19 protein-coding genes and 1 tRNA gene are annotated in these 22,172 nt (G+C 39.3%); 7 read left to right on the top strand and 13 right to left on the bottom strand.

The genetic code is table 11. The annotated features are described in order from the left end of the window. Position 1: 1 nt before the first annotated feature. Both CWB85_RS07175 and CWB85_RS07170 read right to left on the bottom strand, forming a co-directional pair. Positions 2-451 carry a hypothetical protein gene (locus CWB85_RS07175; RefSeq protein WP_138554551.1) on the bottom strand — a complete coding sequence of 150 codons (450 nt, stop codon included), beginning with the start codon at positions 449-451 and terminating at the stop codon, positions 2-4. Between the two features lie 300 nt (positions 452-751). Beyond that, complete coding sequence (locus CWB85_RS07170) at positions 752-1,495, bottom strand: YciK family oxidoreductase (RefSeq protein ID WP_138554531.1); 744 nt, start codon at positions 1,493-1,495, stop codon at positions 752-754. A 230-nt stretch (positions 1,496-1,725) separates the two neighbouring features. Here CWB85_RS07170 and CWB85_RS07165 point away from each other — a divergent pair, with 230 nt between their 5' ends. Together CWB85_RS07165 and sohB are read left to right on the top strand one after the other, a co-directional pair. Beyond that, positions 1,726-4,188, top strand: a complete 2,463-nt coding sequence (locus tag CWB85_RS07165) for a VolA/Pla-1 family phospholipase (protein ID WP_138554530.1) — start codon at positions 1,726-1,728, stop codon at positions 4,186-4,188. Between the two features lie 94 nt (positions 4,189-4,282). Then, the gene (gene sohB, locus CWB85_RS07160; RefSeq protein WP_138554529.1) at positions 4,283-5,299 is read left to right on the top strand and encodes a protease SohB; all 1,017 of its coding nucleotides are present in this window, start codon (positions 4,283-4,285) and stop codon (positions 5,297-5,299) included. 76 nt (positions 5,300-5,375) lie between these two features. Here sohB and CWB85_RS07155 read toward each other — a convergent pair whose 3' ends face one another. Further along, a complete protein-coding gene (locus CWB85_RS07155; protein WP_016709378.1) occupies positions 5,376-6,707 on the bottom strand; it encodes a dicarboxylate/amino acid:cation symporter in 1,332 nt (443 codons plus the stop codon). 205 nt (positions 6,708-6,912) lie between these two features. On the opposite strand from CWB85_RS07155, the gene CWB85_RS07150 reads away from it, so the two are divergent. Together CWB85_RS07150 and topA are read left to right on the top strand one after the other, a co-directional pair. Then, entirely contained in the window at positions 6,913-10,893 is a 3,981-nt protein-coding gene (locus tag CWB85_RS07150) for an Ig-like domain-containing protein (protein ID WP_138554528.1), read from the top strand. A gap of 249 nt (positions 10,894-11,142) precedes the next feature. Beyond that, a complete protein-coding gene (gene topA / locus CWB85_RS07145; RefSeq protein ID WP_016709380.1) occupies positions 11,143-13,830 on the top strand; it encodes a type I DNA topoisomerase in 2,688 nt (895 codons plus the stop codon). A 128-nt stretch (positions 13,831-13,958) separates the two neighbouring features. Here the strand turns inward: topA and CWB85_RS07140 are convergent, their stop codons facing one another. Further along, entirely contained in the window at positions 13,959-14,201 is a 243-nt protein-coding gene (locus CWB85_RS07140) for a hypothetical protein (protein WP_016709381.1), read from the bottom strand. Positions 14,202-14,416: 215 nt separating this feature from the next. On the opposite strand from CWB85_RS07140, the gene CWB85_RS07135 reads away from it, so the two are divergent. Continuing rightward, the gene (locus CWB85_RS07135) at positions 14,417-14,965 is read left to right on the top strand and encodes a TIGR00645 family protein (RefSeq protein ID WP_016709382.1); all 549 of its coding nucleotides are present in this window, start codon (positions 14,417-14,419) and stop codon (positions 14,963-14,965) included. Between the two features lie 104 nt (positions 14,966-15,069). On the opposite strand, the gene CWB85_RS07130 is transcribed toward CWB85_RS07135, so the two are convergent. The 3 genes from CWB85_RS07130 to CWB85_RS07120 form a co-directional block, all read right to left on the bottom strand. After that, entirely contained in the window at positions 15,070-15,510 is a 441-nt protein-coding gene (locus CWB85_RS07130; protein ID WP_016709383.1) for a hypothetical protein, read from the bottom strand. A 193-nt stretch (positions 15,511-15,703) separates the two neighbouring features. After that, the gene (locus tag CWB85_RS07125) at positions 15,704-16,636 is read right to left on the bottom strand and encodes a M14 family metallopeptidase (RefSeq protein WP_138554527.1); all 933 of its coding nucleotides are present in this window, start codon (positions 16,634-16,636) and stop codon (positions 15,704-15,706) included. 101 nt (positions 16,637-16,737) lie between these two features. Then, a complete protein-coding gene (locus CWB85_RS07120; RefSeq protein ID WP_138554526.1) occupies positions 16,738-17,304 on the bottom strand; it encodes a hypothetical protein in 567 nt (188 codons plus the stop codon). A gap of 449 nt (positions 17,305-17,753) precedes the next feature. On the opposite strand from CWB85_RS07120, the gene CWB85_RS07115 reads away from it, so the two are divergent. Continuing rightward, complete coding sequence (locus CWB85_RS07115; RefSeq protein WP_138554525.1) at positions 17,754-19,028, top strand: sensor domain-containing diguanylate cyclase; 1,275 nt, start codon at positions 17,754-17,756, stop codon at positions 19,026-19,028. Positions 19,029-19,083: 55 nt separating this feature from the next. Here CWB85_RS07115 and CWB85_RS07110 read toward each other — a convergent pair whose 3' ends face one another. From CWB85_RS07110 to CWB85_RS07085, 6 genes are read right to left on the bottom strand one after another with little or no spacing between them, the layout of a single operon-like run. After that, on the bottom strand, positions 19,084-19,785 hold the full coding sequence (locus CWB85_RS07110; protein WP_138554524.1) for a pseudouridine synthase: 702 nt from the start codon (positions 19,783-19,785) through the stop codon (positions 19,084-19,086). A 2-nt stretch (positions 19,786-19,787) separates the two neighbouring features. Further along, the gene (locus CWB85_RS07105; protein WP_016709387.1) at positions 19,788-20,117 is read right to left on the bottom strand and encodes a TusE/DsrC/DsvC family sulfur relay protein; all 330 of its coding nucleotides are present in this window, start codon (positions 20,115-20,117) and stop codon (positions 19,788-19,790) included. A gap of 3 nt (positions 20,118-20,120) precedes the next feature. Then, on the bottom strand, positions 20,121-20,387 hold the full coding sequence (locus CWB85_RS07100; protein WP_016709388.1) for a DsrH/TusB family sulfur metabolism protein: 267 nt from the start codon (positions 20,385-20,387) through the stop codon (positions 20,121-20,123). Further along, positions 20,384-20,740 carry a sulfurtransferase complex subunit TusC gene (gene tusC / locus CWB85_RS07095; RefSeq protein WP_138554523.1) on the bottom strand — a complete coding sequence of 119 codons (357 nt, stop codon included), beginning with the start codon at positions 20,738-20,740 and terminating at the stop codon, positions 20,384-20,386. The genes CWB85_RS07100 and tusC overlap by 4 nt, the downstream gene beginning before the upstream one ends. After that, positions 20,737-21,090 carry a sulfurtransferase complex subunit TusD gene (tusD, locus tag CWB85_RS07090; protein WP_016709390.1) on the bottom strand — a complete coding sequence of 118 codons (354 nt, stop codon included), beginning with the start codon at positions 21,088-21,090 and terminating at the stop codon, positions 20,737-20,739. The genes tusC and tusD overlap by 4 nt, the downstream gene beginning before the upstream one ends. A gap of 55 nt (positions 21,091-21,145) precedes the next feature. Then, complete coding sequence (locus CWB85_RS07085) at positions 21,146-21,811, bottom strand: Bax inhibitor-1/YccA family protein (protein ID WP_138554522.1); 666 nt, start codon at positions 21,809-21,811, stop codon at positions 21,146-21,148. 253 nt (positions 21,812-22,064) lie between these two features. Here CWB85_RS07085 and CWB85_RS07080 point away from each other — a divergent pair. Continuing rightward, positions 22,065-22,155: transfer RNA gene (locus tag CWB85_RS07080), tRNA-Ser, on the top strand. The last annotated feature ends 17 nt before the right edge of the window (positions 22,156-22,172 follow it).

The raw sequence follows: 22,172 nt of genomic DNA, 5'->3' as shown, positions 1-22,172 counted from the left end.
TTTATGCTGCATTAGCGTTTTTAAGCGCACTGCGGTACGTACAAGGGCGATTAGTTAGTTCAGCAGCACGTTGATAAATCGCTTTTGCACCTTCTTCATCACTGGGTGTTCCGCTTAAAGTATCCATCAAAGCCACAACAATAATTGCAGGAACTTGACAGCAATATTCATCTAGTACTGCGGTTGTTGTTTGCGCATCAACATGGCAATGCGGATGATTGTGCTCAACTTGGTAGGCATGCAGTAGTGTTTGAACATCCAAGCTATCATCCTCAAGGTGTTTGTTTTTACGACATTGACAGCCAAACTCGTCAACTAATGTTGCTAATGCTTGATAAACATCATCGCAATCAAGCGTTGTTTTTTGACAAAGTTGCTGTTCAATAAAAATGTGTAAATGACCATCGATGAATAGTCCGTCTTGTTGGGTAAAGCGAGCTGTAGTTTGCATCATAGTGTTGCCTCTTAATTGTTGTGATTGATTCATTTAGTATGAATTCACTTTAGTACTAAGCTCACTATTTATGAAATTGTTGTTTTCAATAACTGATATTGATTTAATCAATAATAAAATAAAGAGGCTGATCCTTGCACTGCTATTTTGTATTGGATGTGTGCAACAAAGCGCCGCTCAGTATGAAGTCTGTTTGCATGGAACGTTTACGAGCGATGACTGTTCGAGTAAACAGCAATGCCAGTGAGTGTCTAGAAACTGGCATTGTTGAATGAGTGATTAAACTAAAAAATTTGTTTATTTTGTTTGTGCATCTAATGACTGACCATTCACATCTTTAGAATCGTCACTCATTAAATATAAATAAGTTGGCATTAAATCTTCAGGACAGGCTAATTTGTCACGGTCTTCGCCAGGATATACACTTGCACGCATTGCCGTGTGGGTAGCTCCTGGGTTGATACAATTTATGCGAATATTCGTTTTACCTACTTCACACGCCCATGTTTGCATCATACCTTCAACGGCAAATTTGGAAATAGCATACGCTCCCCAGAATTCACGGCCTTGTCGACCGACACCAGAAGACGTAAAGATAATTGATGCAGAAGGTGATTTTCGTAACACAGGAAACATGTACTTTGTAAGCATTGCTTGAGCTGTCACATTTACTTTCATGATGTTATCAAACGTTGATGAACAAAAATGCTCTAGTGGTCCTAATGCACCAATAATTCCGGCATTGTTAAGTAATCCATCAAGTTTACCGAACTGTTGTTCAATAGTAGCCCCAAGATCACGATAATTCTGCTTGCTAGCACCTTTTAAATCCATCGGTACTATGGCCGGTTTTGGACCGCCTAATGCCACTATTTCATCATAAACGGCTTCGAGTTTGCTGGTGGTTTTACCAAGTAAGATAACGGTTGCGCCATGTTTTGCATACGTTATTGCCGCAACACGGCCAATGCCATCGCCAGCCCCTGTGATCAGGATAACTTTGTCTTGTAGGGCATTTTCAGCCGCTTTATAAGTTTGCATAATAAAGGTCCAAAATAATCAATTTCAATGATTTTAACATAGCAAAACACCAAGTTATCGAATTTATTGCAAAATAAGGTGGCGAAATTTGAAAGTTTACGTTAACTTTAACTGGTCTAATGTCTTATTAATAATCTAATTACAATATTTTAACCAAAAATTACGCTATAACTTAAAAGAACTTAATTAAACACACACATAAAAAAAAGATTACGTGCGGAGCAAACAACATGAAAAAAATGCTACTCTCACTCGCAATTACAGCGGCTCTTGCTGGTTGCGGCGGCGGTGAAACGTTAGAAGATGTTAAAAATGACACACCACCGGTTATACCCGCTGCGACAGTGAAATTTGACCCTGCAAATGGGGTTATTTCGGTGCCAAATGATTTATTAATGAGCGGCACAAAAGATGGCACTATTAATATACCTGGTGAATTAGATGCCAATGGTACCTCAGTGCCACGAGCTGCCTATGCTGATCCATCACTGGCGTTAGGAGCACTTGATGGCTGGTCAAGCCAAGTACCCTACAAAATCGATTTAACATTTCCTACCGATGTCAGTTCAACTGCAACGCCGCAACCTAAATTGAGTTTAGATGAAGCGTCTGCTTCAGCACCGGGTGCTGTACGTATTTTTGAAGTAGTAATGGGCGCAAGTTTAACCGATGCAGATTGCTCGCAAGTTCCTGCAGGCGTGGCTTGCAAGTTACTCGGCGAACTTACCTTTGGTGTTGACTTTATAACCAAAGGTAGTGGTGATGCTATTGCAATTATTCCGTTAAAACCGTTTAAAGCTGGTAGCTCTTATATAAATGTATTAACGACTAGTTTAAAAGATTCAGTCGGGCGCTCTATCGAGCCGTCATCAACTTATGCATTGGTGAAACAAGAAGCGCCATTAATTACGGAATCTCAACTTGCTTTGCAAGGGGTGATAAATAGCTACGAAAATGTAATTACTTCAAGTGGAGCAATCGCTAAAGATGAAATTATATTCTCAGCAGCAATGACGATTCAATCTGTTGGCCCAGTGCTAGGCACCATAAAATCACTGCTAGCGGCGAGCCTACAAAATCCAGCTCTACCAACACCTATGGTTCAAATTCCAGAACAACCGATGTTAACGGTAGCGCAAGTTTTCGAATCGCAAGGAATGACGGGTTTATCTCCTGCATTTTCAGGCGTGCAGTATCAAAAAGGCAGTGTCACGTTACCTATGTACTTATCTCAACCAAAAGGGAAAGAAGTTTCAGATTTGGCGGATACTTATTGGCAAGGTATGTGCGATAACGCTGCGGCGGTGTTAGCTTATAAGGCATCAGAGGGTGAGAATTTTCCAACTGAACCCGTTAGCATTAACGATGCAACTTGTGCCGCACTCAGTGATGGGCGTCTGCGTGACTTAGGGTTAGATACAACCAAGCATTTAACTAAATATAACTCAATTCCTAAAGTACAAAGCTTAGAGCCTGTGCCTGTACAAGTTACTAAACCGATTCTAGCTGTGATCAATAACGTAAGAGCGCAATTAGAAATGCCGGCAATAGAAATGCCAGCCGGTGGTTGGCCTGTTGTGATTATGCAACACGGTATAACGTCTAAAAAAGAAGACATGTTAGCATTAACGGCAAGTTTAGCTATACAAGGGTTTGCAACAGTAGCAATTGACCACCCTGTACACGGTGAGCGTGGTATTGATGTTGATGATGATGGGGTTGATGATTTCAATGCGTCAACTGGGTCTGTTTTAGCGTATATGAATTTGCAATCACTGCTTGTAGCACGGGATAATTTAAGACAATCTTCTGCTGATTTACTCGGTCTTCGTTTAGGTTTAAACCTGACTAATGATACGTCTTTAAATACACAAGATGTGTCGTTTATCGGTCATTCTTTAGGTTCAATTGTTGCCCCAGCTTTTATTGCGCAAGCTAATAACCCGCTTGATGAGCAAGTGGATGGCCTATTTAAAGTTAATACAGTGGCCCTTGCAAGTGGTGGCGGAGGTATTGCTAGTTTCTTATTAGAGTCTGCGTCTTTTGGTCCATTCGTACAAGGTTCAGTACTATTGGCTGCTGGAACAACTGAGTCTGCTGAATTCGCGACTTATTTACAAACTGATGCAGTTTCTAACTGTGGAGTGTTCGCAGCAAACCAACAAGCGTATGTAAGCTGTGCATACCCAGAATACATTGCCTCGCTTACGATGGCAGGAGAAACAGCAAAAATAGCAAATATCCAAGGGGTGATGACTCAGTTCTCATTTGCGGCACAAACGGTACTTGATAGTGGTGACCCAACTAATTACGCGGCTGCTGTTAAAGCACTTGCTACGCCTGTATATATGAATGTTGTAGTTGGTGATGGTGAAGGTAATAAACCTGATCAAGTAATTCCGCCGATGACGGTTAATAATCCTATTGCAGGTTCATTACCATTAGCTAACTTAATGGGCTTAACAACGGTAACCCAATCACAAGCGCCAACGGGTGAGGGCATGAGTTACCTAGTGAAATTTACCAAAGGACATCACAGTTCAGTGCTCACACCTGCACCAAATGAAGCGGCAGGCTCAACTGTAGAAGCGAGCGGGGCAGCGACAACTGAAATGCAATTACAAATTGCCAGTTACTTAGCAACCCGGGGTCTAGCATTATCAATTAATAACACTGATATTGTGACGGACTAATTTTCCAACCTGTTAAAAAATACAAAGCCACTGAAAAGTGGCTTTTTTTTGTTTGAATGGTAAATTAGGTTAAATTTTTATTTGGAGAATACAATTGGAATTTTTATATGAGTACGGCCTGTTTTTTGCCAAAACGGTGACTTTTGTGATTGCTGTTGCTGCTATTATTTTAATCAGTGTAGCTGCAGCGGCAAAGCCTAAAAGTAAAAAAGGGGAAATTCAGATTGATGATATATCAGAGCAACTTGATGATTTAAAAAATAATTTTATCGAAAGTACGTTATCTAAAAAAGCATTAAAAGAGCATCATAAATCACAAAAAAACTTGGCTAAAAAAACAGCTGAAACTGATAGCAAACCGCGGTTATATGTTATCGACTTTAATGGCAGTGTGGATGCGCATGAAGTTGACAGCTTGCGCGAAGAGATCACTGCAATCATCTCAATTGCTGATCCTAAGCAAGATAAAGTGCTGGTTAGATTAGAAAGCGGTGGCGGTGTGGTTCATGGTTACGGTCTGGCTGCATCACAACTGCAACGTTTGAAAGATAAGGGGATTTACCTTAGCGTTTCAATAGATAAAGTGGCAGCCAGTGGGGGTTACATGATGGCATGTGTAGCGGACGAAATCGTTGCTGCCCCGTTTGCAATTGTGGGCTCAATTGGTGTGATAGCGCAAATTCCAAACTTTAATAAAATTCTTAAGAAAAATGATGTTGATTTTGAACAGATCACCGCAGGTGAGTTTAAACGCACATTAACACTATTTGGTGAAAACACTGATAAAGCGCGTGAGAAATTTAAGGATGAAATAGAACAAACTCATGATTTATTTAAACAGTTTGTTAGTAGTCAACGACCTAGTTTGGACATCGATCTAGTTGCAACAGGTGAACATTGGTTTGCAACTCAAGCAATTGGGAAAGGGCTCGTTGATAAAATTCAAACCAGCGATGACACATTATTAAGTCATCAAGACGAGCGACAAATCTATAAAGTAAAATATAAAGTTAAGAAGAGCCTAAGTGATAAATTTGCTTTGGGCTTGAGTAATACGATGAACCAAACAGGCATCTCATTACTTTCTCGTTTTAAAGGATTAAACCCATAAAGGTTAGCTCGCACTTTTAAGTAATAAAAAACCCGCAAATGTGCGGGTTTTTTATTACAAAGATACACAAGCAATACTAGTCAGTTGATTTATGGTAGTCCTCTAAATCTTTTGCTGCATCAGGGTCGTTAAATACATCCTCATCCAATTGACCTTCAGATTTAGCAACGACACATGTAACCATACAGTCACCAGTTACATTAACTGCAGTACGTGTCATATCAAGTAATCTGTCAACCCCGATAATAATTGCAATCCCTTCAACAGGTAAACCAACTTGATTAAGTACCATAGCAAGCATGATCAAGCCTACGCCTGGAACCCCGGCAGTGCCAACAGAGGCAAGCGTTGCAGTTAAAATGACCATCAAGTAATCAGAAATTGTTAAATCAACACTGAACACTTGGGCAATAAACACCGTCGCAACACCTTGCATGATTGCAGTGCCGTCCATATTGATGGTCGCACCTAGCGGTATTGTAAATGAAGCAACTGAGTTTTTTGCACCTAATTTTTTGGTGGCAGTTTCTAATGTGATAGGCATAGTTGCACTTGAGCTGGAAGTACTAAAGCCAAACAGGCATGCATGCTTCATTTTCTTTAAAAATATAATCGGGTTTAAGCCTGTTAGTAACTTTAACAAAATGGTGTAGTTCACAAATGCATGAATAGCTAGCGCAGCCATTACTACGCCAAAGTACTTTGCAAGGCTAACAATCAAATCGACTTCTATAGTGGTAAATAGTTTAGCCATTAAAAAGAACACGCCATAAGGGGCAACGTTCATTAATAGCGTCACTAATTTTAAGATCACGGTATTTAAATCTTCAAAAACGACAGCAACACGTTTACCTGCGCTACCGCTCAGTGCCATGGCGATACCAAATAATAAGGAAAATACTATCACCTGCAACATGTTACCACTGGCCATTGCATCGATTGGATTGGTTGGAAACATATCAATAATGACTTGTGCAAGCGTTGGCGCTTCTTTTGCGTTATATGCGGCATCACTTGGTAAATTAATACCTTCACCTGGGTTCACTAGTAAGGCTAAAGTAATTGCAACTGTTATCGCAATAGCAGTCGTAATGAGGTAAAGGCAGATTGATTTACCACCTAATCGTCCTAACTTTTTTGGGTCACTTAAACTACAAGTACCACAAACAAGTGAAACAAAGACTAATGGTACAACTAGCATTTTCAAACTGGCGATAAATATTTGTCCACCAATATGAAATAAACCATCAACAAAAAAGCCTTTAATTGGCAAAGAGAATAATCCAAGTGGGATTAGATAATCGTCTTCGCCAGCTAATATTGCTTGGAAAATAAAGCCTACTGCAACACCCAAAAACATACCAATCATGATACGGGTGGTTAAACTCATTGAACGGATTTTCGACATAGTAACAATCTATTTTTTATAAATTTGCCATAGCCTACCAGCATGCAGATTTTTATACAGAAAAAAACGATAAATATGAAAAAAAAATCGTAAATAAAAAAACCATAAAAAAGTAATAAAAGTTGTGATTTTAAAGCTTGTTATAGGTTAATATTGAGTAAATTTTAGATTTACATTATTAATAACAAACGCTAGGGAGAGGGCAATGCCTTTAATGCGATGGCTCAGTGTCATAATGTTAAGTTTTTTAATCACGGCGTGTGGTGGCGGTGGAACACTTGAAAAGGAAGGTGGTGAACTGGGTGGCGACACTGATGTTGCAACTTATACCTTAACGATTAGCGCTATTTCTGAAGTCACAGGTGAAGCAGCTAATAAGGTTTCAGCAAACCAGCGTTTAGAGTTAGCAGCTAAACTATTAAAAGATGGTGCAGCAGTCCCTGGAAGTAGAGTAACGTTTACTACAGATGGAGATTATGGTGTATTTAATCCTGTATCTGGCACCGCTGAGACGGATGCTGATGGTATAGCAAGAGTATTTCTTAGTGTTGGTAGCACGGCTGGTGCTGGAACAGTAAGTGCTTCAGTCACACTCGACGGCACAAGTGTCGCAAGTGCTGAACCTTTTACATTTACATCGACAGGTGAGCTGGATAATACATCACAAGGTGATTACTCTATTACTTTACAAGGCTATGCACAAGATACAGGCGTTGCATCGAATACAGTAACAAATTCAGCAGCACTTGATTTAAGGGCTACGTTAAAGCGTAATGGAGAGATTGTTGCTGGTAAGCGTATAACTTTTCAATTAGCCGATAATATAGGTCTGTTGTCGCCATCTTCTGCACTTACTCAGAATGATGGGATAGCTACTGTGGAATTATCTGCAGGTTCAGATGCGGGGGCTGGTCAAGTTAGTGCCGTATACACCATTGAAGGTGTCTCTTATTCTGGTACTTTTGACTTTCAGTCAACAGGAGGTCAAGATAATGTGTCAAATGAATACATCTTGATATTAAATGGAGTTTCTACAAATACGGGGGCACCATCTAATCTAGTTACCCCAAATGATCCTATAACCCTTCAAGCCAATTTACAGCATAATGGTGAGCCCCTAAGTGGTGAAAAAGTGACGTTTACTTTATCTGATAGCATTGGTGAACTTGATCCCCCTTCTGGCACTGCATTAACGAATTCTCAAGGAATTGCTTCAATTTCATTACTCGCTGGCGATGTAGAAGGCGCAGGTGAAGTTGTGTTTAGCTATACTGTTGACGATGATACATATGTCTCTGCACCTTTCACATTTGAAGCTCAAGTGCAAAGTGAAGTAGTCACAGAAGTGAATGTAAATGTTTTAGCTAGTAATGATCTAGTAACTAGAAGTATAGATTATTTGAACCCAGCACGCGCGCAAGCCACGGTTACTGTAAACGGCCAACCTGCTGCATTTAAGTTTGTTACATTTAACCTTACAGGTTTTGGGATACTTAACCCTTCAAATGGCACAGCCATGACGAATGAGCAAGGAATTGCTGAAATTGATTTATTAACTGGTACAACTCAAGGGGCTGGGAGTATTACCGCAACTTATGTTAATGACAAAAAAATATCAACTACCTCTACGGAGTTTGTATATGAAACAGCAGGGGATTCACCTGCGCAAAATGGTGATACTGATTATGCGCTTTCAATTAGCTTAATATCAACACAGACATTGACTGAAACGAATTCTGTGAGTGCAGATAATAGTGCGCAAGTAAAAGCCTTAGTATTAGATAGTGAAGGTAACCCTGTTACAAATCAAGTTGTCAACTTCTCGTCTACGTTAGGACGTTTACTGCCAAGTCTTGGAACTGCTTTAACTGACACCTCGGGTATTGCAACATTAAATTTGACGGCAGGCTCTATTGAAGGGGCCGGTATTGTCACGGCACAGTTTGATAATCAGCAAGCGACTATTGGTTTTTATACCCGTGGTGATGTAGCTGATTCGACTCAAAATACAGCTGATATATCATTTAAGTTATTAAAAAATTGCTTAGATGGTTTTACAAATAGTAGAGATGCTACTTTATGTGATGAAGTAACAAGCTTCTCAAGTGAAGAATCCGGTGTGTTATATGTACAAGCACTCAAGAACGGTTCTAATACACCTCTAGAGCAAGTATTAGTAACAGCGACCACAACTATTGGTTCGATATCGCCTACTACGGGAACAGCCATAACAGATGCTAATGGTGTTGCATTATTAGACATTATACCGGGTCGAGATGTTGGAGCCGGTGAAGTTACTGTTTCTGTTTTAACCAGTAGTTTAACAAAGGCATTCCAAATCGCTGCCGTTGATGTAGAGATTGAGATTTCTTCTAATTTGGCTGACTCAGATCTATTATCTGCTGGTTCAACGGCTCTGATCTCAGTTGAAATCAACAAAGAGGGGGCATTGTTTACTTCACCATTACTCGTTGAGTTTAGCTCGGGTTGTGTTGATGCTGGTCTAGCAGTGATTGATGCAAGAGTTACCAGTATTGGTGGCGTGGCACAATCTACATACCGAGCTACAGGCTGCGTAGGCGCTGACCAAATTACCGCATCGGTAATCACCGGTGGCACTACAGTCTCTGATAATATTGTTGTAAATGTATCTAAATCTAATATTGGTTCTATTGAGTTTTTGGATTCATCGGAATCAGTTATTGCTTTAAAAGGAACTGGTGGTGCAAATCGTAAAGAGACATCCACTTTGCGGTTTAAGCTTGTTGATAATAATGGTAATCCAATCCCATCGAAAACCGTCAACTTTGAACTATCAACAACTGTTGGAGGTGTAAAACTGAGTCAAAGCTCCGGTTTTACCAATGCTGAAGGCATAGTACAAACAGTGGTCCAATCTGGCGTATACCCACAGCCTGTTAAAGTTATTGCATCAAGCGAAGAAGTGTTTGAAGGGCAAACTTTAAAAGTTATAAAACAATCTGATGAACTTGCTATTAGTACAGGTGTAGCTGATCAGAATAGTTTTAGTACAGCTTTAAGTGCTCATAACGTTCATGCACTTGATTTGGATGGAACTCAAGTTGAAGTGACAGCTCGTTTAGCAGATCATTTCGGTAATCCTGTGCCTGATGGTACGGTGGTAAGTTTTATCGCTGAAGGAGGGATGATTGCGCCTAACTGTCAGACAAGTAACGGTAATTGTTCAGTGACCTGGGAAAGTAGTAACCCACGACCTTTCACTAATAGTTATTACCAAAATACCATTATGGAAAAGTGTGATAGAGGGCTTCCATGTCCGATGGGAATTTTAAATGACGATTATAGTATTGATCTACCGTTAGGTGGACGTGCAACTATTTTATCTTATGCGCTTGGTGAAGAGTCTTATAATGATAAGAATGGTAATGGTTTATTTGACTCGACCGATTTTTTTGCTGAAATAAATGATAGGCCAGAAGCGTTTATAGATAATAACAGCGATAATACATACGGTGGCGAAGATTGCGCCATTGGTTCAGGTCCTTGTTCAGCTGAAAACTCTGATGGCGATGAGTTTGAAGAATTCATTGATTACAATAGCGATGGAACATGGACTACTGGAAATGGTGTTTACGATGGTTTACTCTGTACTGAAGCTGATGATACAGCAGGTATCTGTAAGCGAGGTTTAATACATATATTTAATAACTCTGAAATCGTGATGTCTAATGATGATGCCGCTTTCCGGGTAGTAACATTTGCTCCAGATTGCTCATTAATTCCAGGTGTTAACGCTTCAGAAGTGCGTTTAAATAGTAATTCATTGAGCCCTCTACTTAGAAAGAATCAAAGCGATGCAACCAGTGATTTGATGTGTCAGGTGGATAGTGTTGATTTTAGAGGCGGAACAACAGAAGCGGTTGATTTAACTGTTTATATTGCAGATATTTATAATAACCCAATGCCAGTAGGTACTGTAGTATCTATTTCGACAGATAATGGAGTGCTCTCAGGCGCTGATGAAGATTATATTTTTCCAAATACGACTTCGATTGTGCCTATTTCTTTATCATTTGTTATTTTAGATGAACAAGATGACTCTCGAAATGATAAAACACAAGGTGCAATTACAGTTAAAGTTGCAGCTCCTAATGGGTTAATTAGCACGACATCCATTTCGGTACTGGATGATCCAGCACCTTAATTTAATTTTGTATTAAAAATGCCAACCATAAGGTTGGCATTTTTGTTGCTATTCTATATATTCCACTGCAAATACCAAAAAACATCGTTTTGTCTAAATTAACGGCAATAATTGTTTAATTAATCATTAAAAATAGAAAAGTTTGTATTAAAAGCTTGTAACAATTGGTGTTTGTAGATATACCTATAAATATTCGCGCTCGTAAATGAGCAAAACACATTTAAAATACTTGGTTAGAAATAGGCAACTATGGGCAAATCGCTAGTAATTGTAGAGTCTCCTGCTAAGGCTAAAACAATTAATAAATATTTAGGAAACGATTTTATCGTCAAGTCCTCTATTGGGCATGTACGAGATCTTCCTACCTCCGGTTCAGGCAAAACCAAAACGGCTGCTGTAAAAACGCCTGCAGAAGTGCGTAAAATGGCACCAGAAGAAAAGGCTGCATACAAAAAACAGCGTGATTATACGAACTTAGTTGCTCGAATGGGGATTGATCCAGAAAAAGGCTGGGAACCTCATTATGAAATATTGCCAGGTAAAGAAAAGGTTGTTCAAGAATTACAAAAGCTTGCTGAAAATGCTGACCAAATCTACCTCGCAACGGATTTGGATAGAGAGGGAGAAGCAATCGCGTGGCATCTGCAAGAAATCATTGGTGGAGAGCCTGAGAAGTACAAGCGCGTAGTATTCAACGAGATCACTAAAAATGCCATTCAGGCAGCTTTTGAAGCGCCAGGAGAGCTAAATACCGACATGGTCTATGCCCAACAGACCCGTCGCTTTTTAGACCGTGTGGTTGGCTTTATGGTTTCACCGTTACTTTGGGCTAAAGTTGCCCGTGGTTTATCAGCAGGGCGCGTACAGTCAGTAGCTGTGCGTTTATTGGTAGAACGCGAGCGCGAGATCAAAGCATTCATTCCGGAAGAGTTCTGGGATATTCATGCAGACGTTAAAAATAGTGAGTCTACCTTACGCCTAGAAGTGGTTAAGCAAAACGATAAAGCGTTTAAACCAGTTAATAAAACACAAGCTATGGCTGCAACTGCAGTCTTAGAGAATGCTGAATATAAAGTTGTTAGTGTTGAAGAAAAGCCGAGTAAGAGCCGTCCAAGTGCGCCTTTTATTACTTCAACCATGCAACAAGCTGCCAGTACACGCTTAGGTTATGGTGTTAAGAAGACCATGATGTTAGCACAACGATTGTATGAAGCTGGTTACATAACTTATATGCGTACAGATTCGACAAATTTGTCCAAAGATGCTGTTGCAATGTGCCGTGACTACGTAAGTGAACAATATGGCAATAAGTATTTACCAAAAGAGGCTGTTAATTATAGCTCGAAAGGAAATGCACAAGAGGCGCATGAAGCAATTCGTCCTTCTAGTGTGAGTGTATTGTCTGGTCATTTAGAAGGTGTAGATCCGGATGCTAAGAAACTTTATGAATTAATTTGGCGTCAATTTGTTGCATGTCAAATGGTTGCTGCAGAATATGACTTAACAACTTTGACTGTAACAGCTGATGATTTTCAATTAAAGGCAAAAGGGCGTGTGCTACGCTTTGATGGTTGGACAAGAGTACAACCTGCTGTGCGTAAAAAGAATGAAGAAGATCAATCATTACCAGCAATAAAAGAAGGTGAGGTATTAAGCCTGATTGAGCTTGAACCTAAACAGCACTTTACTAAGCCGCCTGCGCGTTTTAGTGAAGCCAGTTTAGTAAAAGAGCTTGAAAAACGTGGTATTGGTCGTCCCTCTACTTATGCTTCTATTATCTCAACGATCCAAGATCGCGGCTATGTACGCGTTGAAAACCGTCGCTTCTTTGCAGAAAAAATGGGTGAAATTGTTACCGATCGATTAGTTGAGAACTTCACTGATCTGATGAACTTTGACTTCACTGCAAAAATGGAAGGTCGTTTAGATGATATCGCAGAAGGCGAACGTGTTTGGACTCAAGTGCTCGATAAGTTTTACGCTGATTTCTCTACTCAACTGACAATAGCCAGTGGTGAAGAAGATGAAGGAGGAATGCGTAAAAATGAAATGGTTGAAACAGACATTGATTGCCCAACATGCGGTAGAAAAATGGGGATTCGTACTGCGTCGACAGGGGTGTTTCTAGGTTGTACTGGTTATAATTTACCTCCTAAAGAGCGCTGCACGACTACGATGAATCTAGTGGCTGGCGACGAAGCAGTGGCTGCCGATGTTGAAGATGTTGAAACAGAAACATTAATGCAAATGAAGCGTTGCCCAATCTGTGAAACAGCGATGGATTCATACCTGATTGATGAAACTAGAAAACTTCATGTTTGCGGTAATAATCCCGCATGTAAAGGCTATGTCGTCGATGAGGGTACATTTAAAATAAAAGGCTATGATGGCCCTATCATTGAGTGCGATAAATGTTCAGCAGATATGCAATTAAAGTCTGGACGTTTTGGTAAATATTTTGGCTGTAGTAATGAGGAATGTAAAAATACTAGAAAATTACTACGTAGTGGTGAAGCTGCGCCGCCAAAAGAAGATCCTGTGCAGTTACCTGAGCTTGAATGTGAGAAATCTGATGCATACTTCGTGCTCCGTGATGGTGCTGCGGGTATTTTCTTAGCAGCCAATACGTTCCCTAAATCACGTGAAACTCGCGCTCCCAAAGTTGAAGAGTTACAGCGTTTTCGAGATCGTATTTCTCCTAAATTCTATTATCTTGCGGATGCGCCAGCAAAAGACCCTGATGGCAACTTAGCGGTTGTCCGTTATAGCCGTAAGAATAAAGAACAGTATGTAATGACCGAGGTTGACGGCAAAGCAACGGGTTGGACTGCACATTACAATGCTGGTAAATGGGTTGAAGAGGCGAAGAAAAAAGCCGCACCGAAAAAGAAAGCGGCACCTAAAAAAGCAGCTAAGGCGAAAAAGGACGCTGAGTAAAATTAATCGTAACTATTTTACACGGATAGGCGCTTAAGTATTAGTCGCTTGCCTTAGTCAAAAAAACCGGAACGCACATCATTGTGTCGTTCCGGTTTTTTATAAATTTCGCAGTGGCAAATTTAATTTTAAATTTTTACGTCAGTAACTTTTTTGTAGCCTTCAGACTCAAGCTCATCATTAACGCACTTTAAAACGTATGGCTTAAGCTCTTCATTGCTGATGTCGTCGTCTTTAGCCCAGTTTAAACACATTTCTGTGTATTCTTTAATTGTTTCAGCTGAAGCGTCAACAGCATCATCTGCAACTGCAAATGTTGTATAAACAGCAAATAGAGGTGCGACGATAAGTGTTAGCAATGCTTTTTTCATTCGTTCATTCCTAAAAAAGTAATAACAATTGTTTTTGATAATTAAAACAAGAGTGATCCAATCAGCAATACGCTGTTGGTAAGTGGATTTTTAAACGAATTGATAATAAAAGATAACGAAATATTTTTATCGTAAAGACAAATAAAGTGTAATAAAAATAATGAACTCAATTTTATTAATGTTATCTTAGTAGGATAACTATATTAGGAACTTATATGTCTCAAAGCCAACCACCAGAAATTGCACCGCGTGTTGCATCTAAATTAGAAAAATTTGTAGAAAGCTTTATTTTTCGTGCCCGCTGGTTACTGGCACCTTTTTTTATAGGGTTGTTAGTTGCGATAATCCTGTTGTTGTTAAAGTTTTTTAAATATTTGTATCACATGGCGCTTAATACATTCAGTGCCACTAATGAGCAGTTATTAGTAGGGATTTTAACCTTGGTTGATACGGCTCTGCTCGCTGGTTTATTGTTGATCATAATTTTTAGTGGTTATGAGAATTTTGTTTCAAAGCTGAATATCGGTAATCATGAAGATCGCCCAGCATGGATGGGGAAAGTGGGGTTTTCTGGTTTAAAAATGAAATTGATCAGTGCGATAGTTGCAATATCTGCGGTAGAGCTGTTAAAAGTATTTATTAGCTCACCTAGTCACACCAGCGATGAGTTAATGTGGAAGGTGGTCATCCATGTTACTTTTGTAATATCAGGTGTACTGTTTGCGTTAACTGATTTTATTAATAGCAAAACGCACAATCACTAAATAGGCAGCGAGACAAAGGCTCGCTGCTTGTTTAAGTTGTTAAAACGTAGGTGCGGCGATTAATTATCCGGCCTTAGAATTACATATACTTTGCCACATCACTTTTAGGCTTGGCTCTTTTGCATACATAGTAATTGCATCGCTTTCTCGGTCATCGTTTTATTAACAAATGCTTTAGCTTGAGCTAAGCTGTTAAAAAGGCACGGACGAATATCCATATTTAGCCCCGCATTATCGAGAATGCGTTGCATTTGATTGATTACGATTGATGAGTCAAAAATATAGGCGCTGGCAATGCAGCCTTTATGTACCATGGCAGACGTAAGCAAGGTAAGTTGTTGCTCTGCTTGTGGTGTGGCAGCTAAAAGCGTTTGTGAATTGCTAATGTATCCCCATGGTTTATTTGCAAACTGCGCTACCTGTGTGAGTAAGCTATTAGCAAATGCAGAGACTAAACTGGCATTAACATTACCAGAGAAATCAGCAATGATGATATTTTGTTCACATTGTAAACTAACCTGGCCATATTTATTGATAAATTTCAACGTGCTTCCTTGTGAGAAAATTTAAGAGCGCGAATTTTATACAATTAAAACATGAAGTCTAGTTTTTTATTTATATTTTATAAATTTGCATTGAACAGTTTCTTTTAGAGTGAAATTTGACTTGATTATGTGTATTTTCTGGCCTGCTCTGTTATTACACAGGCCAAAAATTTGTTTCTAGGTCATTAGAACATTACAGATTATTAGCAATGTCAATGCTAAGTAAGTGATCTAATCCCCCTGTAATGGCTGCAACTTGCGCTAAAATACATTCTTCATCAGTTGCTGTTGGACTGTCTGGGTAGACTTCTGTCGTGGTAACATACTGCGCGTCAGTAAAGCCCATGCATAAACCAAGCTCTCTAGCTGAATAATTGATCACTCCAAACTGTTCAAGTGGTACACCAATTAATTGGTTATTCTCATCACTTGGCGCGATGTGTGTTACTTGAGCAACGCTATCAATGATCGCTTTTTGAAACTCAGGCATTGGTTTCGTGCTATCAGCGACAAGGTAAAAACCATCAGGAATATTCCAGTTTGTATTGGTTTTACCATCACGGGCGGCTAAAGCTGGACGAAACTCACTGTTATCGGAATCGGTTGTCTCATGTAAGTCAATATGAACATGTGGTTTTATATTATGGTCGTTCATATACTGAATCAGCGCTGCAGATTCAGGGGCAGGGCTGTCAGCATGAAAAGAGCGATTTGGGTCTATAGCTGCCGGATCCCAGCGATTAATCGTTTCATAACCCCATGGACTGATACAAGGAGCAATAATCAGGTTAAAATGCTCCGCATACTGTGCAGCTTTTGTTTTTACAAACCGTAATGCGCCATGCACACCGCTGGTTTCATAGCCATGCACTCCACCCGTTACTAACACTGTGGGTTTAGTTTCTTGCCAACATTTAGATTTGATAACATAAAGAGGGTAACGCTGTGGATCAACATCAAGCGCGCCATATTGCTCAATGTCAAATTGCTGTTTAAGTTCGTCGACTAAGGTGAGCACTTGAGACTGATAGCACCGTTTAATCGTTTGTTTACTAAGCCACTGTTGTTTGTTTTCAGCATTCCATGGAGTGCCTTGAGTGCCAATTGGGTAGTTACTTTCGCTCATAGAACCTTCATATTTTTCAATAAAGGCTTAGCTTAGCTTTGTGCTGACTTAGCTGCAACCGCAGGGATATAATTTAATTGCCATCATTGAGATAAACAGGGTCATACGTACTCATATAAGCTTGCATGTTTACGCTTATGGGCCTCAAATAAGTAAGCCCTGAGCTGCTCTCGCCCTTGATGTATCTGCGTAATTTTTGCTGCAATACCCTGATCACTGACCCGAACAGGTTCAATCTCTATGCTGATTTTTTTCTTATTTGGTAAAATAAACTTTAACTGTTGGGAAGTTTTTCTTAGCTGCTTTTTTGACAGTGGCTTTAAAAATAGTCCAGTGCTTGAGATGGACTCTATTTTGAAATCGTGGTTTTGAATTTCCAAATTATCCCAGCGCCAGCAACGTTTTACGCCTTGGGTATCAATCACTTCAGGGGCATTTAAATAGGGTGTTAATGTGCCTAATTCATTTACTTTAAGTTCAAGTGGGAACCATAGCTGATAATGAGCGACCTCTGCGAGTAGCGTCAATTTAGCTTGGCTTAGTAAATGGGCGATACCGGAGGGGATCTCACTGTGTAAAGTGAGCGTATGTTCACAATTTAATTGCGCAGGACTATTTGTTTGATATAAGTCCACTATATAATTGAGTTCTTCCTTCGAAATATCCATGTAACACCTCAATCCATTAAAGCGGTAATTTATTCATAAACTAAGCAAATTTAATGCCGAGTTTTGGCTCTCTTCAAAAAAACATTACGATAGTTAACTATTAATGTGTATGAAAATTAATAGTTGCTCAGTACAGATAACGGCAAGTTTACATAATTCTTTAATAATTTAATATGACTACGTTATTAGTAAGGCATCATTATGAGTTATTAAACTTTTACTGATGTGTGATCAGTTGCCTCAGGAAAACTGTATGTAATATCATAAATAGCTGGATATAACCGTTTAAAAAAAGTATTTTAAAGTTGTATTTTGTTTACATCTCACATTAACGCTCATTGTAAACGTTGTTCTTTGTTAATTTTTCACGCTGTTGATTTCTGACACTTTGCCATGTAAAAATCCTTCACGTGAATTATCTTTATATCATTTCCTCGGGCATCAATTAAATGGTTAAATTAGTCACCGATCATTCATCACACAGCCAACTTTTCGTTGATTTTTTGCAGCGTTACGCAATATATAATGATGAGCAGTTAGAGGTCATGAGCTCTCAAATGACAAGTACTTTACGGCTGGATGCATACTGTCTATTTGAAACTATTCAGCAAAGCCTTTTGCAACAAGACACGTTCTATCAGGATTTTGATGATCTGCTTTTAAAACTTACCAACAGTAATCAAATAGCAAACGCGGATCAATGTTTGCTGTTACAACTGCTAAGGCAATGGGGCAAAGAATGGTCATTTGCTTTGTCTATGGCAACAAAAAAGCACGGGCAAGCTGACATTAAAAATAATGTGCATAGAGCGACAGAATCTACATCATTAGAAATAAGTAAATATGCTAACTTGTTCGCTCAGGTGCCCATTCCATTGTGTAATGTATGTACGCTTACGGGTAATATAATTAGCGTGAATCAGCGGTTTATAGATGTTTTTGGTTATGATATTGACGATACCCCCACGTTAGCAGCATGGTGGTTAAACGCCTATCCAGATCCTCAGTATCGTGCGCAGGTGCAACAACAATGGCAACAGGCGATGATTGATGCGCGTATCAACAATACCGATATAGAGCCACAAGATTACCAAGTTAGTTGTAAAAATGGTGAGCAAATTACCATGGAAATATCAGGGACCATCATAGGGAATGAATTTTTAGCCATTTTTAAAGATGCTACGCAGCGCTTAGCGGCTGAAGATATTCTTCGTGATATGGCATTTTTAGATTCATTAACCCAGATTGCGAACCGCCGCTGCTTTGATGATACCTTAAACAAGCAACTTGAATTAATGTCTAAACAATTAAAGCCTCTATCGATGATTTTGCTTGATATCGATTATTTTAAGCAATATAACGATAACTATGGCCATGTTAAAGGCGATCAATGTTTATACCAAATTGCTCAATGTATTGCGTCTTTACTAACTAATAAACAGGATTTTGTAGCGCGTTTTGGGGGCGAGGAATTTGTTGTGTTAATGCCAAACAGCAACTCAACGCAGGCGCTTAATACTGCATTACAGATCCAACAAGCAATTACTCAATTAGCTATTAAACATGAATATGCTGAACTGGGTTATATTAGCTTAAGTATGGGTATTAAAACGCTCTATAATCTAAGCGATGAAGGGCACCTTTATTTTGTTGATGCTGCTGATAAGGCCTTGTATCAAGCAAAAAGAAAAGGGCGAAATGCGATTGTCGTTAGTAAAGATTAATACCACGATTAACCAACAACTGGCCGTATACAATCAACGTTATTTCCTCAGCTTATTATTCACCATCGATAACTCTATACTCACCGCTGGCTATCCCTTTTAATGTATAGTCACCAATTCGATAGCGGATCAAACGTAAAGTTGGGTGATTGATGTGAGCGGTCATTCGCCTTACTTGGCGATTTCTCCCTTCAGTGAGGGTAATACTTAGCCAACTAGTTGGAATGTTTTTTCGCTCTCTGACAGCTGGTATACGCGGCCATATAGTTGGCTCAGTAATACGCTTCACTTCAGCGGGTAGGGTAAGACCATCTTTAAGTTCAACACCTTGGCATAGGCGTTTAATAGCTTCATCAGAAGGCTCACCTTCCACTTGCACCCAGTAAGTCTTGCTGGTTTTTTTATTTGGTGCGGTTAAGGTGTTTTGTAACTTGCCACAATTAGTCAGTAATAAGAGACCTTCACTGTCTCTGTCTAATCGTCCAGCAGCGTAGACATCTTTGATGGTAATAAAGTCAGCCAAGGTTTGTCGGTTTTGCTCGTCAGTAAACTGGCACAGCACATCAAAGGGCTTATTGAATAACACCACTTTACGTTCACTAGCGGCAATTGCTGGTTTTATTTCACGTTTTACTGAGCTATTGATTTTTTTTGTGGTAACGCCGCTGCGATTATAACTACGGCCACTGTTACGACGTTTAGTTGTATTATTTTTCGGCGTGTTTTTTTTAGGTCCGTTGTTTTTAATAACAGTCATGATTAAATACACCGCGCAGGTTTTGGCAAACCGGCGATTTTAGTTGCTTGCTTTGCAGGTCCTTTGGGAAATAATTTATAAAGGTAAATACTATTGCCTTTATCTTCCCCCAAGGCTTTTGCCATTGCTTTTACTAACATTCTTATTGCAGGGCTGGTGTTGTACTCTAAATAAAAATTACGTACAAAGTGGATCACTTCCCAATGTTGGCTGGTTAATTCGATACTTTCCTGGGCAGCAATAATTGGGGCTAATTCTTCACTCCATAATAGATGATCAAGTAGGTAGCCCTGTTTATCAGTGTCGATAATTTTATTATTAAATTCAAGCATGTGTTACCACGTAATAGAGTGAGAAGTTGCTAATGTTAATGCGACAAAGTCGTCATAATTCAGTGAGTGATCTGGTTCAGAGATAGTAATACCTCGAGATTGCGCATCATCAGCAAGTATTAATAAGTGTGTTGAAAGTTGCCTAAATTGGCGAATGGCAAAACAGGCGTCACTTAGCAAAAGCACCTGATCAGTTACTTGAATAAGATTAACCAATTGATCAGTATTGTAATAGCTAAGTGGCTTAGAGAATATATGCAAAGTACTCATAGGGTCACTATTTGTTGTTGTTGGCTAATAAGGTGGTGTTGCTGCTGATAATTAAGCGTTTTTACCTCAATGAGTAAGTGACTCTTTTCAAGCCCATATTCAAGTAATGATTTTTCACATACATAAATATTTTCAACATCGTATATTTCTAATGTTTTGATGGTTTTAAAATAGTTTTTTAAACCAATATGCTCAGGTTGCTGCTGTTTTTTTAATGCAAGAACTGCAGGACCTGTGAATAACCAACTAATATTTTGCTCTACAGCTGCAAAAATTAAGGTCATATCAAGTGCATCACGAATATGTAAGTCATCAAAAGGACTATGTTGACTTAATACCAGAACGTTGATCATTTAAATTGCACCCATTTGTCTGCATCACTTGCTAACATGGCAAATTCTGCCAGGCCAGCGACTGTAAAGACACCCGTATTGTTTATATCTAAACCACGCTTTTCAGCGGCAGTTACACACAGCATTAAATTGACACCCTGCTTATGTAATTGTTGCCAGAGTGAATTGATTGGTAATTCATCAGATGCTAGGTTTAACTGCTCGCTGGCATGAAACACCCCGTGTTGATATAAAAATAGCGCATCAATTTGATGACCTAGATTTAAACAAGCATGAGCAAATTTAATTAATCGCTGTGTGGCGTCATGATCGGATGGTGCGCTGTGCAAAGAAAGTACAAATCGTGCCAAAATTTTTCCAATAAAAAAGCCCCTAAAGAGGGGCTATTTTAGCAGAACTATTTAATTAGTCATTATTTGCGCCAAGAAGAGCAAGTAATGAAGTAAATAAGTTATAAACGCTTAAGTATAAAGAAACAGTTGCACGAATGTAGTTCGTTTCGCCACCGTTAATGATGCGGCTTGTATCGAATAAGATAAGCCCCGACATGATTAATACAACAGCTGCATTTAGCACCATAAACATTAATGAGCTGTCAAGGAAGATATTGACGATGCTGGCGATGATCACAACGATAAGACCGACAGTTAAAAAACCACCCATGAATGAGAAGTCTTTTTTAGTATTAAGTGCGTAAGCAGATAAACCAAAGAATATTAATGCAGTAGAGCCTAACGCTTGCATAATAAGCATTGGGCCATTAGCCATTGCAGCGTAATGGTTAAGCAATGGACCAAGGCCTGCACCCATTAAACCAGTGAAAGCGAATACCCACGCAACGCCCGATGCACTGTCAGCTTTTTTGTTTACAACAAACAATAGGCCAAAAGAAATAAGCGTGAAAACTAATCCCATAAAATAAGGAAGTTGTAATGCCATTGAAATACCAGCCGTCACAGCACTAAATGCTAATGTCATAGCCAATAAAAAATAAGTATTTTTTAATACCTTGTTTGTTTCAATGGTCGACATAACCGGTTTAGCGGTATTGTACGAGTGATTAAATGCCATTTTAGAGCTCCTTTAAGTGAAACTTGTTGTAGTTCCGATAATTAACTAGAGTTAGACTATCAAGACTTGTATATTTGGGCAAATGTTTGTAGTTCAATAGACCATTAAATAAATATAAAAGTTCCAGTTTGTACAATTATTCAGCTTGCCTGTGTGAAGAGTATGCAAATTAATTGTTTTTTAAGCACTTAAACTTTTTTTTGAAAAAAAAGCTTCACAAAGACCACTGCCTTCTCTATTATGCAGGCCGTGCGGAGAGATGGCAGAGTGGTCGAATGCACCGGTCTTGAAAACCGGCAGGGGTTTATAGCCCCTCTAGGGTTCAAATCCCTATCTCTCCACCAATATTAAAAACCGCTTA

It is taken from the genome of Pseudoalteromonas sp. S1727, from assembly GCF_005886375.1.
GTDB lineage: Bacteria > Pseudomonadota > Gammaproteobacteria > Enterobacterales > Alteromonadaceae > Pseudoalteromonas > Pseudoalteromonas haloplanktis.
Note: the sequence above shows the minus strand (reverse complement) of the source record. Positions and strands in the feature narration are given on the sequence as shown.

Excerpts from the sequence above, each read along its gene's own strand:
- CWB85_RS07175 (WP_138554551.1), bottom strand. The coding sequence starts at position 451 with ATGCAAACTACAGCTCGCTTTACCCAACAAGACGGACTATTCATCGAT.
- CWB85_RS07170 (WP_138554531.1), bottom strand. The coding sequence starts at position 1,495 with ATGCAAACTTATAAAGCGGCTGAAAATGCCCTACAAGACAAAGTTATC.
- CWB85_RS07165 (WP_138554530.1), top strand. The coding sequence starts at position 1,726 with ATGAAAAAAATGCTACTCTCACTCGCAATTACAGCGGCTCTTGCTGGT.
- CWB85_RS07155 (WP_016709378.1), bottom strand. The coding sequence starts at position 6,707 with ATGTCGAAAATCCGTTCAATGAGTTTAACCACCCGTATCATGATTGGT.
- CWB85_RS07150 (WP_138554528.1), top strand. The coding sequence starts at position 6,913 with ATGCCTTTAATGCGATGGCTCAGTGTCATAATGTTAAGTTTTTTAATC.
- topA (WP_016709380.1), top strand. The coding sequence starts at position 11,143 with ATGGGCAAATCGCTAGTAATTGTAGAGTCTCCTGCTAAGGCTAAAACA.
- CWB85_RS07140 (WP_016709381.1), bottom strand. The coding sequence starts at position 14,201 with ATGAAAAAAGCATTGCTAACACTTATCGTCGCACCTCTATTTGCTGTT.
- CWB85_RS07135 (WP_016709382.1), top strand. The coding sequence starts at position 14,417 with ATGTCTCAAAGCCAACCACCAGAAATTGCACCGCGTGTTGCATCTAAA.
- CWB85_RS07125 (WP_138554527.1), bottom strand. The coding sequence starts at position 16,636 with ATGAGCGAAAGTAACTACCCAATTGGCACTCAAGGCACTCCATGGAAT.
- CWB85_RS07120 (WP_138554526.1), bottom strand. The coding sequence starts at position 17,304 with ATGGATATTTCGAAGGAAGAACTCAATTATATAGTGGACTTATATCAA.
- CWB85_RS07115 (WP_138554525.1), top strand. The coding sequence starts at position 17,754 with ATGGTTAAATTAGTCACCGATCATTCATCACACAGCCAACTTTTCGTT.
- CWB85_RS07110 (WP_138554524.1), bottom strand. The coding sequence starts at position 19,785 with ATGACTGTTATTAAAAACAACGGACCTAAAAAAAACACGCCGAAAAAT.
- CWB85_RS07105 (WP_016709387.1), bottom strand. The coding sequence starts at position 20,117 with ATGCTTGAATTTAATAATAAAATTATCGACACTGATAAACAGGGCTAC.
- CWB85_RS07100 (WP_016709388.1), bottom strand. The coding sequence starts at position 20,387 with ATGAGTACTTTGCATATATTCTCTAAGCCACTTAGCTATTACAATACT.
- tusC (WP_138554523.1), bottom strand. The coding sequence starts at position 20,740 with ATGATCAACGTTCTGGTATTAAGTCAACATAGTCCTTTTGATGACTTA.
- CWB85_RS07085 (WP_138554522.1), bottom strand. The coding sequence starts at position 21,811 with ATGGCATTTAATCACTCGTACAATACCGCTAAACCGGTTATGTCGACC.